The sequence below is a fragment of the Streptomyces griseoluteus genome, assembly GCF_004784465.1.
Lineage (GTDB): Bacteria > Actinomycetota > Actinomycetes > Streptomycetales > Streptomycetaceae > Streptomyces > Streptomyces griseoluteus.
In genome coordinates this window covers 376,683-390,548 of the sequence record NZ_SRRU01000008.1, presented here as the reverse complement: position 1 = coordinate 390,548, position 13,866 = coordinate 376,683, and the positions used below count along the sequence as shown (strand labels likewise).

Here is a 13,866-nt window from a genome sequence, read left to right as displayed (position 1 = left end):
AGCACCTCGTCCGGCTGACAGGACTCGCATTGACGGTGTTGAGCACCCGTCGACGGTCGCTCCTCCCTCAAACCGGGTCAGCCACCGGGCATCAGCACGCTGTACGGAGCTTCGGTGTGTTCAACACCTTGCCCTGGCGGATTCGCTGCAGCCCTTTTCGGCGTCAACTCTTGACGACCCAGGTCTGGACCTTTAGGTTCCCGTTCGCCACAGCTTCATGAATGCACACGCAGTTCAGGTACTTGAACAACACTACCCCCCACCGACGGCCTCCCCTGAAAGGCTGTGAACCCCCATGCCCCCCATGCCCAGATCCGCCCTGCGCGGTGTGCTCGCTGCCGCGCTGCTCACCGCGTCGGCAGGCGCACTCACCGTGACCCCGGCCGCCGCGGCCACCGGCACCATCACCGGGCTCGGCGGCAAGTGCCTCGACGTGGCGGGAGCCAACTCCGCCAACGGCACGGCCGTCCAGCTCTACGACTGCAACGGCACCGCCGCCCAGCAGTGGACGGTCGGAAGCGACGGCACGGTCCGCGCGCTCGGCAAGTGCCTTGATGTGACCGGCAGTTCGACCGCCAACGGCGCAAGGCTCCAGCTGTGGGACTGCACCGGCGCCGCCAACCAGAAGTGGACCGTCTCCGCCGCCCGCGACCTCGTCGGTCAGCAGTCCGGCAAGTGCGCCGACGTCACCGGAAACACCTCGGCGAACGGCACGCCCGTTCAGATCTGGAGCTGCACCGGCGCCGCCAACCAGAAGTGGACCGCACCCACCGGCGGCGGCACGCCTCCCGCCGCGGCGCCGATGGCCGTCGCCCCGTACCTCTACAACGGCTGGGGCAGTCCGCCCAACCCGACCACCGTCATGAACGCCACCGGCGTCAAGTGGTTCACCCTCGCCTTCGTCCTCAGCAACGGCACCTGCAACCCGCAGTGGGACGGCGGCCGCCCGCTGACCGGTGGCGTCGACCAGCAGACGATCAACACCGTGCGGGGCGCGGGCGGCGACGTCATCCCCTCGTTCGGCGGTTACAGCGGCAACAAGCTGGAGAGCTCCTGCACCAGCGCCTCGGCACTGGCCGGCGCGTACCAGAAGGTCATCGACGCCTACCGGCTCAAGGCCATCGACATCGACATCGAGGCCGACGCGTACAGCAACGGCACCGTGCAGCAGCGCACCGTGGACGCGCTCAAGACGGTCAAGGCCAACAACCCGGGCATCAAGGTGTACGTCACCATTGGCACGGGTCAGTCCGGGCCCGACACGAGCCTGATCAACCGAGCCGCCAACTCCGGGCTCCAGGTGGACAGCTGGACCATCATGCCGTTCGACTTCGGCGGCGCGGGACAGAACATGGGGACGCTGACCACCAGGGCGGCCGAGGGCCTGAAGAACGCCCTCAAGAGCGCCTACGGCTACAACGACGACCAGGCATACCGGGGCATGGGCATCTCGTCCATGAACGGGATCACCGACGACAACGAGACCGTCACCCCAGCCGACTTCCAGACCATCCTCGGCTACGCGCAACAGCACCACCTCGCGCGCCTCACCTTCTGGTCGGCCAACCGCGACCGGCCCTGTTCCGGCGGTTACCCGAACGACGACACGTGCTCGGGCGTGGCCCAGAGCGCCTGGCAGTTCACCGGCATCTTCGCCAAGTACACCGGCTGACGACCCGCCTCAGGAGACTTCTGTGTTAAGAGCTCTCACCGTGGCCGTCCTCGTGGCCACGACCGCTGCCGGACTCCAGTCCGCCGCGCCGGCATCGGCGAGCGCGCGGACCGCGGCGGCCGCGGCGATCCCGACCGGTCCCACCACCGTGATCAACAAGGGCAGCGGCAAGTGCGCCGACGCCCGTGCGGCCGCGAGCGGCGACGGCACCGCCGTCCAGCAGTACGGCTGCAACGCCAGCCCCGCGCAGACCTGGCAGCTGGTTCCCACCAGCGGCGGCTACTACCGCGTCGACAGCGGCCTCGACGCCACCAAGGTCTGGGACGTCACCGACGTGTCCACCGCCGACTCGGCCGCGATCCAGCTGTGGACGTACTCCAGCGGCGCCAACCAGCAGTGGCTGCCGGTCGCCGAGGCGGACGGCTCGTACCACTTCGTCAACCGAAACAGCGGCAAATGCCTGGACGTGCCGGCCGCCTCCACCGCCGACAGCGTGCAGCTCGCCCAGTACACCTGCAACGGCACCGCCGCACAGTCCTTCACACTCGGCGGGGGCACGACCAACCCGCCCGGCACCCCGGACTTCGGCCCGAACGTGACGGTGTTCGACCCGTCGATGCCGGCCGCCGCCATCCAGGCGAAGCTGAACTCGGTCTTCGCCCAGCAGCAGACCAACCAGTTCGGCTCGGCCCGCCAGGCCCTGCTGTTCAAGCCGGGCACCTACAGCGCCGACGCCAACGTCGGCTTCTACACCCAGGTGGCCGGTCTCGGCCTCTCCCCGGACGACGTGACCATCAACGGCGCCGTGCACGCGGAGGCCGACTGGTTCCAGGGCAACGCCACGCAGAACTTCTGGCGCGCCGCCGAGAACCTGTCGGTCAACCCGGCCGGCGGCACGGACCGCTGGGCCGTCTCACAGGCCGCCCCGTACCGGCGCATGCACGTACGCGGCAACCTCGCGCTCGACGACGGCGGCTGGTCCAGCGGCGGTTTCATCTCCGACACCAAGGTGGACGGACAGATCCGTTCCGGCTCCCAGCAGCAGTTCCTCACCCGCAACTCCCAGATGGGCAGCTGGACGGGGTCCAACTGGAACATGGTCTTCGTCGGCGACCAGGGCGCGCCCGCCCAGTCCTTCCCGACGTACACCAATGTCGCGAGCAGCCCCACGATCCGCGAGAAGCCCTTCCTGTACGTGGACGCGGCCGGCGCCTACAAGGTGTTCGTGCCCGCGCTGCGCGCGAACGCGGTCGGCACGACCTGGAGCGGCAGGACGCCCGCGGGCACCTCACTGCCGCTCGATCAGTTCTTCATCGTCAAGCCCGGCGCCACCGCGGCCGACCTGAACGCGGCCCTGGCGGCCGGCAAGAACCTGCTGGTCACCCCCGGCGTCTACCATCTCGACCAGACGCTGAACATCACGCGCCCCGACACGGTCGTCCTCGGCATGGGCCTGGCCACCTTCGTCCCGGACGGCGGGATCACCGCGATCAGCACCGCCGACGTGGACGGCATCCAGCTGGCCGGCCTGCTGATCGACGCGGGCACCACCACCTCCCGGACGCTCGTGCGGATCGGCCCGGACGGCGCGGCCGCCGGCCACGCCGCCGACCCCGTCCAGCTGTCCGACTTCTTCATCCGGATCGGCGGCGCCACGGTCGGGAAGGCGACCGACTCCCTCGTCGTCAACAGCGCGAACACGATCATCGACCACACCTGGATCTGGCGTGCCGACCACGGCAACAGCGGCACGGTCGGCTGGACCACCAACACCGCGGACACCGGGCTCGTCGTCAACGGCGCCGATGTCACCGCGTACGGCCTGTTCGTCGAGCACTTCCAGAAGACCCAGGTCCTGTGGAACGGGAACGGCGGCAGAACGTACTTCTTCCAGAACGAGATGCCGTACGACCCGCCGAACCAGGCCTCCTGGATGAACGGCGGAGGCAAGGGCTATCCCGCGTACAAGGTCGCCACCTCCGTCACCCGTCATGAGGCGTGGGGGCTGGGCAGCTACTGCTACTTCAGCACCAACCCGGGCGTCGTCGCGGACCGGGCCTTCGAAGTGCCGAACACCTCCGGGGTCAGGTTCCACGACATGGTGACCGTCTCGCTGGGCGGCACCGGGACCATCAGCCACGTCATCAACAACGCCGGAGGGCCGTCCAACTCCGCGCACAACGTCGCCTACTTGACCAACTACCCGTAGACCGCAGGGAAGGACCGATCAGCGGATGCACACCATCAGCTCCCGATCCGGCAGCACCGGCCTGCGGGTTCTCCTCCTGCTCGCGGTCCTGCTCGGACTCGCCGCGCCACCTGCCGCGCACGCGCACACCGCGGCGGCGCCCTTCAAGGTGCTCGGTCTCTACAGCGGCACCTGGGACGCGGCACACATCGACTTCGAGAAGGAGGCGAACGACTGGCTGCCCAAGCAGGCCGCCGCGAACGGCTTCACCTACACCGCCAGCAACGACTGGAACCTGCTCGCCAACGGCGGCGTGCGCGCCTATCAGGTCGTCCTCTTCCTCGACGACCTCCCGCAGACCGCCGCCCAGCGCACCGGGTTCGAGCAGTACATGCGCGACGGCGGGGCCTGGATGGGATTCCACGTCTCCGCCTTCACCACGAACGCGGCCGGCTGGTCCTGGTACCACAACACCTTCCTGGGCAGCGGTGACTTCAAGTCCAACACCTGGGGTCCGACCTCCGCCGTCCTCAAGGTCGAAGACCGCTCCCACCCCTCCACCGTGAACCTGCCCGCCACCTTCACCTCGTCGGTCAGCGAGTGGTACAGCTGGTCCAACGATCTGCGGCAGAACCCGGACATCAAGGTCCTCGCCTCGGTCGACCCCAGCAGCTTCCCCCTGGGCACCGACCCCGGCCAGTCCTGGTACAGCGGCTATTACCCGATCCTGTGGACCAACACGAAGTACAGGATGCTGTACGCGAACTTCGGCCACAACGCGATGAACTACGCCACGAACACCCGTCTGTCGTCGACGTTCGCCAGCGCGACGCAGAACCGGTTCCTGCTGGACGGGCTGAAATGGCTCGGCGGCGCGGGCGGCACCACTCCGCCGGACGACACGCTCTCCGAGACATCCTGGTACTCGCTGCGCAACGTCGGCAACGGCACCTGCGTCGACGCCCGCGCGGCCGCCACGGCCAACGGGACCGCCATCCAGCAGTACGCCTGCAACGGCACCCAGGCGCAGCAGTTCCGGCTCGCCGGGACCGGCGACGGATACCGGCGCATCGGGGTGCGCCCCGCTCCGGACCAGGTCATCGACGTGACCGACGTCTCCACCGCCGACAACGCGCCGCTCCAGCTGTGGGCGTACGGGGGCGGGCTGAACCAGCAGTGGCTCCCTGTACGGGAGGCCGCCGGGCGGTACCACTTCACCGCCCGGCACAGCGGCAAGTGCCTCACAGCGGCGTCCGCCGCCACCAACAGCGCACAGCTCACCCAGCGCGCCTGCGACGGCTCCCCGGCTCAGAGCTTCGCGGCAGCCGCCGGCTGACCACACCGCATGCGGGACGGCCGACATGGGCGTCCCGCATGCGGTGCCTTCTTCTCACAGTCGGGGCGAAATAGTACGCGACTTCCGGTTCGCGCTTCATCCGGATGCTGTCGGCCGGGGCTCCGTTGTTGCCTCGCCGGACCATCCGGCCTGTTTGCGCCGCTCTCTTCGAGATGCACCCAACGCACCGAAATGCAACCGCTCCCCGGAGGCCATCTACCCAACGTTTACCGGGCAGTTGACCTCGGGTTTTCGTGGTAGCGTCCTTGTCCGAAGGGACAGAGCAAGCTGAAAGGGAAATCGTGAACACGGAGAAGATCGCCGCTCGCCGCCTCTCGCTGGAAGAGGTGACGCAGCTCGGCGTGAAGGACAAGCTCTTCGTTTCTGCCGACACGGCAGAACTCAAGCTTCCCGGCTGCTACGTCCCCGCTTTTCTGACCAAGTCCGGTGAGGATTTCGAGGGCGGTTCGATAAGGGCGAGAACCGTATTCCAGGAAGAGGTTTCCTGCCTTCCGGACGACGAGAACGAAGCCGGAATCTACGTGGCCGACGAGAACGGCTCGGAGACCATCGAGGTCCTCCAGTCCGCCGGCGTCGTGCTGGACCTGGCACTTTTCGTCCCCAGCGGGGACAAGGGGGCGCTTTCGGCCCTTTACGCCGCTGCCCGGCAGGCGTTCGGCGCCGACGTCGTGCAGATCTGGCGCCAGGGCCTCAAGGAGGTTCCCGACGTCAAGGTCGACATCTTCGAGGAGCAGATTCCCCGGGGACGCAAGGGGGGCGACAGCCCCAAGCGGGACCGTCGCGCCATCGACACCTACCCCACCCGTGCGGACTTCATCGAGTTCACTCCGGGGTGGAAGCCGGTCGTCGAGATTCACAAGCCGGTTGTCGACGACACCCCGACCATCTGAGGCGGCGTCACCTGGCGTTCCGGGCTTGAGAGAACGCCGATAACGCGTGCACCGAAAGCCCTCAGGGGCGGGGCGGGCCCCGGAGCATTTCCGGGGCCCGCGGGCCGTACTCGGTCAGACGACGGTGATGTTCTCCGCCTGGGGGCCCTTCTGGCCCTGGGTGACGTCGAACGTCACCTGCTGGCCCTCGAGGAGCTCGCGGAAGCCGGAAGAGTTGATGTTGGAGTAGTGCGCGAAGACGTCCGGGCCGCCGCCGTCCTGCGAGATGAAGCCGAAGCCCTTTTCGGCGTTGAACCACTTCACGGTACCGCTGGTCATGCTGAGCCTTCCGATCGAGACCGGGCCCGCACCGCGCGGACCCGAAGGTGATGCCCTGTTCCCGCAGCGCACAGCAGAACGCCCACGCCGGAGCGCGGGCGGGACACGGCATCTGTCGGCGACGCTACACGCCGGGACGGGCTCTCACCACTGGGCAACGACATACGCTCACCCGTCCGTCGGACTGTCGCTGGTGGCCGCGCGGATCGTCCTTGAGGGCCCGCCCGGTGGGCGGCCCCGGTCCGGCAGTCCTGCCGGCCGCAACCGCCCTTTCGGGCGGAGCACGTGTGCCCCGGGGCAGGTTCCTGAATCGCCCCTCGAATGAGGCCCCTTGGGGCCCGTCTCGTGGTGTCCCCCGGAGGACGGCACGGCGCGGGGGGCCCTGGGTCCGACACTCAGACGACCAGGACCCGGCGCCCACGTGTATGCCCCGCCCGGCTGTCGATGTGCGCCGCCGCGGCCTCCTCCAGCGGGTACGACTTCTCGACCGGGATGCGCAGTCTTCCCCGCGAAATCAGGTCGACGGCCTCCGCGAGCGCGTCCGGCATGCTCCCGGCCACCCCCGAGAACCGGACCCCGAGTTCCGGCGCGCCGAGGTCGGCAATGGAGAGCACCCTGCCCGGATCACCCGTCAGCTCGGTCAGTTCGCGGATCACGCCCGAACCGGCGAGGTCCAGCGCCGCGTCGACATGGCCGAGACTCCGCACCCGCTCCGTCCAGCCCTCGCCGTACGTGGTGGCGAGTGCGCCCAGGCTACGCAGGTAGTCCTGGTTCGCGGCCCCGGCCGTGCCGATCACCCTGATGCCTCGGTCGCGGGCGATCTGCAGCACCGCCGACCCCACTCCCCCGGACGCCCCGCTCACGAGCAGCATCTCCCCGGGCCGTACGCCGACCTCGCGCAGGACGCGCAGCGCGGTCTCCACCACGGAGGGGTACCCGGCCGCCTCCTCGAAGGTCAGCCCCTCGGGCATCCGGGCCCAGGCCGACAGCACGGCGAACTCGGCGTAGGTGTCGGCCCCTTCACCGAACACGCGGTCGCCGGCCTGGACCCCTTCGACGCCGTCGCCCACCTCGTCCACCACCCCGGCGGCGTCCAGCCCCACGCCGGAGGGCAGCTCGACCGGATGGGCCCCGAGGACCTGGCCCTCCCGGATCCTCCAGTCGACGGGGTTCACCCCGGCCGCCCGTACGGCTACGCGTACCTGTCCTGGGCCCGCGTGGGGCTCCTCGGCGTCCACGAGCCGCAGGACGTCCGGACCGCCGAACTCGGCAAAGCTCACTTTCCTCATGCCGCCGAACGTAACACTAACGGTTAGCTTTTTGGAACGGGTGTTATTTCGTAGCTGATAGCATTCAAGCCATGACCGTGCCGACCGGACGCCGCGAGCGCAAGAAGGCCGCGACTCGCCAGAAGATCGCCGACACCGCCCTGCGGCTCTTCCTGGCGCGCGGGTATGACGCGGTGGGCATCCGTGAGGTTGCCGCCGAGGCCGATGTGGCCGTGACCACGGTCTTCTCCCACTTCGCCGCCAAAGAGGCCCTGGTCTTCGAACTGGACGAGGACTTCGAGCAGCGCCTCGTACGGGCGGTCACCGACCGCGCCCCGCACGAGCCGCTCATCCCCGCGCTGCGCCAGGAGATCCACGCCCTGGTACGGCACTGCACGGGGGACGACGCCGCCCCGGTCTGGCGGATGATCGTCGCCTCGCCCGCCTTGCGGGAGTACGAGGAATCGATGCGGCTGCGCCACGCCGAGTCATTGGCGACCGCCATCGCCGCCGACCTCGGACTGCCTCCGGCGACGACGAGTTGCCGGACGATCGCGCGCTTCGTGATCGACGCCTACACGCTGGCCCGCGAAGCGGCCGAGCCGGAGGCCGCGGTGGACGAGATCTTCCAGATGATCGAGGCGGCATGGGCCGTAGCCCGCCCGGCCCAGGGCACCACGGGGCGCGGGACGGACCGCCGGTGAACCCGGACCTGTTCATCGCCGTCGGCGTCACCGTCGCCTGCCTCTCTCACCGATCGCTATGTTGAGGCCATGACCGGTGACTGGCGGATGGATCGGATCGGGGCCGCTCTCCGCGGTCGGAACCCGACCGTGCTGCGGCGGCTCGAGGCGGGGTTCGCGGTGATCGGCGACGTTCAGTTCTTGCCGGGTTACTCGGTTCTCCTCGTGGACGAGCCAGGTGTTCAGCGGCTGTCTGATCTGCCGAGGGCGAAGCGGCTGTCGTTTCTGTCCGACATGGACCGACTCGGCGAAGCCGTTGAGCGCGTCTGCCGACGCCTGGACCCCGACTTCCGCCGGGTCAACCTGGAGATTCTGGGAAACACGGACCCGTTCCTGCATGCCCACGTGTGGCCGAGGTTCGAGTGGGAGCCGGCCGAGTTGGTGGGGAAGCCCGTATGGCTGTATCCGCACGACCGGTGGAGTGATGCGGAGTTCAGGCTGGGGCCGCGGCATGACGTGTTGCGGGACACGCTCGGGAGCGAACTGGACTCGTTGCGTTCGACGGGCTGACGGCGGGGACGGCGGAGGCAGCTCAGGCCCCGACGGCAGACGGCACCGTCCTCCTCGTCGCGGGCGCCCTCACGAACGTCTGCGCGGCCAGGACCTCCCCCACCTGCGTCCAGCCGCCGCGGGCTGCTTGTCACGCACGACGGCGTCTCACCAGCCCTGCGGTACGTCCTCGCCGAGGTCGCGGCGGGGCCGGTGCTCGGAGGCGTCGGCGGGGGAGAAGCCGTGTTCGTCCGAAAAGCCGGCCTTCCCGGTGAACCGGCCCTCGCCGCCGTTGGGATTCCGCGCCTCGACGGTCGCGTACGGATCGTCCGTGCTCGCGCACGCGATGAGCTCGGCGGTCCCGTCCTTCAAGGCGTGGGCCTCACCGTCGGCGGACGGCGTCGTGGCGGTGGAACGGCTGCGTGGCCGCGCACGGTAGGCGCCCTCGTCGCCTGCACCGGTGCTCGCCCCCAGCTCGTACGGGTCGCCCATGCCCGGCACCGGCGAACTGTCGTGAGGCTGACCTGAAGCGCGGGCCATCGCCGACAGATAGTGGCCGAAGCCGCCGTGGGCGCGGGGGCGCAGGCGGGGGGAGGTCTGGACCGGGCAGGCGGCGGTGCGCAGGACACGGTGGCCGCATCGCTCCAGCGCGTGCACCAGGGCCCTGTCCTCTCCGGCGGTGAGCGGCGGGAAACCGCCGGCATCGAGGTAGGCGTCGGCGGCGAAGCCCAGGTTGGCGCCGTGCACATGGGGGTGGAGCCAGGGGATGCCCTTCGGCGGTCGCGTCTTCTCGTACAGCGCGAGGTGCGGCGCAGCCAGCGGCGAGGAGAGGGGGAGGGTCACGGTGCCCACGACGGCCTGCCAGCCTTCCCGCGCGTGGGCGAGCTGGTGGGCGAGCCAGCCGGACGGGACGACGCTGTCGGCGTCGGTCGTGGCGATCCACAGGGTGGAAGGTCTCGCGAAGCTCCGCTCGAGCGCGTGCCGGACCCCGGCCGCGCGGGCCCGGCCGGGGTTGCGGCAGTCGGTACGGACGACCAGGGCCCCGGCGTCCCGGGCCACTGCCTCCGTACGGTCGCGGCACGCGTCGGCCACCACCACCGTCAGCACCCTGACGGCGGCCAGACCGGGATGGCGTGCGGCGCGGGCGAGCGCCGCGAGGGCGGCCGGGAGCAGTCGCTCCTCGTCATGGGCGGGAATGACGACGGCGATGCTGTCCGCGCTCATGCGAGCCCTTCGCGAGCGGCGACACCGGGGGGCGTACGGCCGTCCGGGCCGGTGCGCTGGTGGACCTGGAGGACGAAGTCCTCCTCGCGGTGGTCGGCGAGCAGAGCGAGGCCCGGCTGCGCGTCGAGGCGGCGCGCGACACCGGTGCCGGTTCTCAGGTGCTCCGCCACCGGGTGGTTCCAGTGGACGGTGACCAGCGTGCCGGCCGGTTCCAGGGACTCCACCGCACGCTCCAGCAGCTGGTCCAGGGCGCTGTCGTCCAGGTAGTAGAGAAGCTCGGACAGCACGACGAGGTCGAACGAGCCGTCCGGCCACTCCTCGGGCACGAGCATCCGGCGCACCGAGACGTTGGGCAGGCCGGCGGTGCGCCGGCGGGCGGTCTCGACCGCCGACTCGACCCGGTCGCAGGCGAGTACGGCGTCGCAGCGTTCCGCCAGGCGGACGGTCAGCTCACCGACGGAGCAGCCCGGCTCGAACGCGCGCCGGTAGCGGGCCATCGGCAGGACGGCCACGGTGAGGTCGTACTTGCGCCGTTCGTACCACCGCTCGGCCAGCCGCCACGGGTCCCGGGCGGCTCGGTACATGCCGTCGAAGTACGCCTCGGGGGTACGGGGCCGGGTCATCCGAACACCACCTCCCAGCCGCGCAGATGGTGGGCCACCTCTTCCGGAGGCAGTACCGCGGCGTCCTGGGGGGCGTCACCGAGCGGCTGGATCTGGGTGACGAAGCGGTCGACCGCGGCCCGCTTGCGGGCCTGGACCTCGGGCGACAGGACGACTCGGGCGGCCCGCCGCCAGGGCACCCGGGCGTCTCCCGGCCGGGCCCAGTGCCACAGCCACACCGGGTACAGCCGGCACGGCACCGACGCCGCACGGGAGGCTGCCAGCGCGGCGCGCCCCGCCGCCTCGTGATCACCGTGCACGTCCCGCGTCCACGGCGCGAGGCAGAGCGCGGCGTCCGGCAGCAGGGCGGCCAGTTCGTCCGCCAGCCGGTGCTCGTGCCGGGCCACCTCGGTGTCGGGCAGCCGCAGCCGCACGACCTCCGCCTGTTCTGCCCCCAACTCCACCAGCGCATCGCGCAGTTCACGGGCTCGCAGCTCGGCGAGCCGGTCGGGGGTCACACGGGTGGAGCCGGGGTGCGATCCCTCTCCGTCGGTGACGGACACCACGGTCAACGCGACCCCGGCCGCCGCCAGCCGGGCGAGGGTTCCGCCCACGCCCAGCACCTCGTCGTCCGGGTGAGCCGCCACCACGACGACCCGCCCCTCGGTCGGCAGCGGGCATTCCGGCATCCGGTCCCAGCCGTCCCACGCGCGCCACTCCCGCTCGTCGGTGCCGGGGGCCTGGATCGGGTCGGCGTAGCCCTCGGCCGCGACGCTCATCGGTCGACTCCGTCACCGCGGCACACCAAGGCGCCCAGAGCGGCCAGATCCCGTTCGGCGTGGTGCTGGCGTACGTAGACGGCCAGGTCGGCCGCGGCCCGCGCGTGCCGCTCGTCATAGCACAGCGGCCCCGCGCCGGTCGCCCGGCCCACCCGGTCCAGCACCTCGGCGCACACCTCCGCCAGGAGTGCCCGTACCCGCAGGGCGCGCAGCCCGGCCGTACCGGCCTTGTCCTGTGGGTCGGCGTCGATCTCCTCGGCCGCCCGCGCCAGCGCCGCCCCGGCCGTGTGCAGCCGCAGGTCGACCGCGCCGGCGTGCGCGTCGGTGAACGGGTCGGCGCGCCGCCCGGCCCGCTCGAACAGGACGCGGGCCACGGCCTGGGCCCCGCCGTACCAGCAGGCCGCCACGCCCACGCCGCCGTGGTGGAAGCCGGGGCGGCGCAGGTACGCCTCCACACCGCCCACCGGGACGGCGGGAACCGCGGTGAAGCGCACGTCCGGGCTGTCGCTGCCGGCCATGCCGACCGCCTGCCACGTCCCGGGTACCGGCCGGCAACCGGGACCGTCCGCGGGCGCGGACCGCGCGTCACCGGGGATGCCGGTACGCACCGCGAAGAGCCGGCGCCCGTCGTCGGCGAGCGCGGTGACCAGGGCGTGCGTGCAGGTGTGCGCCCCGGAGCAGTACTGCTTGACCCCGTCGAGCACCCAGCCTTCCGCCGTACGGGTGGCGGTCAGTCCGGAACCGGGCGGTTCGGCCGCCCACACGCCCCAGTACTCGCCGGGGCGCACCGGCTCCCCCTCCAGGTCGGCGAGGATCGCCACGGCGTCCAGATGCCCTTCCGCCAGCCGGGCCGTGCACAGGTCCTCGCGCGCGAGCCCTGCCAGCGTGTCGAAGCGGGCGGCGGTACTGCCGCTGCCGGGCAGGGGACAGTCGGCCTTCCCGGCCGCCAGCGCGTCGGCGTAACAGACGAACGCCTCGGCGGGCGGGGGAAGCACATCGTGCATGAAGGGCACTCCTTGCTCGTTCGTCCTGTGCCGGAACCTTCGGGGACGACGATTTGATACTGCGTGGCGGCCGGTGAGGTCGCCAGTCGCGTCTCGGCGGGGCGAGGGGCGGGCCCGGCTGATGCGCGGACCCGCCCCTCGTCGCCGTCGATGCGGGCTCAGACCCGGCCGCGCCACTGGCCGGTCGCGGCGCCGCCCCGCTTCTCGATGAACTCCTTGAAGCGCTTCAGGTCACCGCTGGCCTGACGCTTGACGAAGCCCAGCTTGTCCCCGACCTTCTCGGTCAGGCTTTCCGGGGCGTAGTCGAGCTGGAGCATGACCTTGGTGGTGCCGTCGTCGATGCGGTGGAACGTGACGACTCCGGCCTGCCGGGCTTCCCCGCCGACGGTGGTCCAGGCGACCCGCTCATCGGGGATCTGCTCGGTGATCTCCGCGTCGAACTCCCGCTCCACTCCGTCGATGCGCGTCTTCCAGTGGGTGAGGGTGTCGGTGCGCTGCTCGATGCGCTCGACACCGTCCATGAACTGGGGAAAGTCCTCGAACTGGGTCCACTGGTTGTAGGCGTCCGTCACGGGGACGCGGACCTCGATGGACTCCTCCACCTTCGACATGCGCTCCTCCTTGGCGTGAGCTGGCCCTGGGGGCCGGTCGGGCTGACGTTGATCTCTTTCCTCTTGCCCGGATCGCGGCATGTAGTACTCGTAACATCGGTCCCGCCTCGCAGCGGCCGACCGGAATACCCCCAGGGGGTATGTTGTTCGTGTCGGTGACCTGACACGGCGAGAGGAGCCGGCGATGGACCACACCGCACACCAGCATCAGCAGGCGCACCCTGACTCGGGTGCCTCCTGGCGCACCGCCGCCCGCGCGACGCTGCACTGCCTGACGGGCTGCGCCATCGGCGAGGTCCTCGGCATGGTGATCGGCACCGCCGCGGGTCTGCACAACGCCGCCACGGTCGTCCTCTCCATCGCGCTGGCCTTCGTCTTCGGCTACGCGCTGACGATGCGGGGCGTGCTGCGCGCCGGCCTTCCGCTCCGCCAGGCCCTCAAGGTCGCCCTGGCCGCGGACACGGTGTCCATCGCCCTGATGGAACTGATCGACAACACCGTCATGGTGGGCGTCCCGGGGGCGATGGACGCAGGTCTGGCGCAGGCACTGTTCTGGGTCTCGCTGACGGCCTCACTGGCCGTCGCCTTCGTACTGACCACTCCCGTCAACCGCTGGATGATCACCCGCGGCAAAGGCCACGCCGTCGTACACCACCACCACTGACGAACGACCCTGGAGCCGAGCCGCAGAACTCGCTCCGACAGGGCCAACTCGACGGCG

Annotated in this window: 14 protein-coding genes; 7 read left to right on the top strand and 7 right to left on the bottom strand. The window is 70.6% G+C overall.

From position 1 onward, the window contains the following. Positions 1 to 304: 304 nt before the first annotated feature. From E5082_RS23235 to E5082_RS23220, 4 genes are all read left to right on the top strand, one after another. Entirely contained in the window at positions 305 to 1,672 is a 1,368-nt protein-coding gene (locus tag E5082_RS23235; RefSeq protein ID WP_135793180.1) for a lectin, read from the top strand. Positions 1,673 to 1,724: 52 nt separating this feature from the next. Then, entirely contained in the window at positions 1,725 to 3,881 is a 2,157-nt protein-coding gene (locus E5082_RS23230; protein WP_135793179.1) for an RICIN domain-containing protein, read from the top strand. A gap of 25 nt (positions 3,882 to 3,906) precedes the next feature. Further along, positions 3,907 to 5,196: a ThuA domain-containing protein gene (locus E5082_RS23225; protein WP_135793178.1), complete on the top strand. Its 1,290-nt coding sequence runs from the start codon at positions 3,907 to 3,909 to the stop codon at positions 5,194 to 5,196. A gap of 302 nt (positions 5,197 to 5,498) precedes the next feature. Continuing rightward, positions 5,499 to 6,107, top strand: a complete 609-nt coding sequence (locus E5082_RS23220; RefSeq protein ID WP_135793177.1) for a hypothetical protein — start codon at positions 5,499 to 5,501, stop codon at positions 6,105 to 6,107. 114 nt (positions 6,108 to 6,221) lie between these two features. Here E5082_RS23220 and E5082_RS23215 read toward each other — a convergent pair whose 3' ends face one another. Continuing rightward, on the bottom strand, positions 6,222 to 6,425 hold the full coding sequence (locus tag E5082_RS23215; protein ID WP_031179266.1) for a cold-shock protein: 204 nt from the start codon (positions 6,423 to 6,425) through the stop codon (positions 6,222 to 6,224). A gap of 395 nt (positions 6,426 to 6,820) precedes the next feature. Next, positions 6,821 to 7,714 carry an NADP-dependent oxidoreductase gene (locus tag E5082_RS23210; RefSeq protein WP_135793176.1) on the bottom strand — a complete coding sequence of 298 codons (894 nt, stop codon included), beginning with the start codon at positions 7,712 to 7,714 and terminating at the stop codon, positions 6,821 to 6,823. A gap of 71 nt (positions 7,715 to 7,785) precedes the next feature. Between E5082_RS23210 and E5082_RS23205 the strand changes: the two genes are divergently transcribed. Continuing rightward, a complete protein-coding gene (locus E5082_RS23205) occupies positions 7,786 to 8,397 on the top strand; it encodes a TetR/AcrR family transcriptional regulator (RefSeq protein WP_135793175.1) in 612 nt (203 codons plus the stop codon). Positions 8,398 to 8,466: 69 nt separating this feature from the next. Continuing rightward, positions 8,467 to 8,946 carry an HIT family protein gene (locus E5082_RS23200; RefSeq protein ID WP_135793174.1) on the top strand — a complete coding sequence of 160 codons (480 nt, stop codon included), beginning with the start codon at positions 8,467 to 8,469 and terminating at the stop codon, positions 8,944 to 8,946. 147 nt (positions 8,947 to 9,093) lie between these two features. Here the strand turns inward: E5082_RS23200 and E5082_RS23195 are convergent, their stop codons facing one another. The 5 genes from E5082_RS23195 to E5082_RS23175 form a co-directional block, all read right to left on the bottom strand. Further along, the gene (locus E5082_RS23195) at positions 9,094 to 10,149 is read right to left on the bottom strand and encodes a glycosyltransferase family 2 protein (RefSeq protein WP_135793173.1); all 1,056 of its coding nucleotides are present in this window, start codon (positions 10,147 to 10,149) and stop codon (positions 9,094 to 9,096) included. Then, the gene (locus E5082_RS23190) at positions 10,146 to 10,772 is read right to left on the bottom strand and encodes a class I SAM-dependent methyltransferase (RefSeq protein WP_135793172.1); all 627 of its coding nucleotides are present in this window, start codon (positions 10,770 to 10,772) and stop codon (positions 10,146 to 10,148) included. Before E5082_RS23190 ends, E5082_RS23195 begins: the two co-directional genes overlap by 4 nt. Then, entirely contained in the window at positions 10,769 to 11,530 is a 762-nt protein-coding gene (locus E5082_RS23185) for a PIG-L deacetylase family protein (RefSeq protein WP_135793171.1), read from the bottom strand. The genes E5082_RS23190 and E5082_RS23185 overlap by 4 nt, the downstream gene beginning before the upstream one ends. After that, positions 11,527 to 12,534 (bottom strand): acyl-CoA dehydrogenase family protein, encoded by a 1,008-nt coding sequence (locus E5082_RS23180; protein WP_229918712.1) that lies wholly within the window; start codon positions 12,532 to 12,534, stop codon positions 11,527 to 11,529. The genes E5082_RS23185 and E5082_RS23180 overlap by 4 nt, the downstream gene beginning before the upstream one ends. Positions 12,535 to 12,692: 158 nt before the next feature. Next, positions 12,693 to 13,145, bottom strand: coding sequence for an SRPBCC family protein (locus E5082_RS23175; protein ID WP_135793170.1), 453 nt, complete (start codon positions 13,143 to 13,145; stop codon positions 12,693 to 12,695). Between the two features lie 184 nt (positions 13,146 to 13,329). Here E5082_RS23175 and E5082_RS23170 point away from each other — a divergent pair, with 184 nt between their 5' ends. Beyond that, entirely contained in the window at positions 13,330 to 13,809 is a 480-nt protein-coding gene (locus E5082_RS23170; protein WP_135793169.1) for a DUF4396 domain-containing protein, read from the top strand. The last annotated feature ends 57 nt before the right edge of the window (positions 13,810 to 13,866 follow it).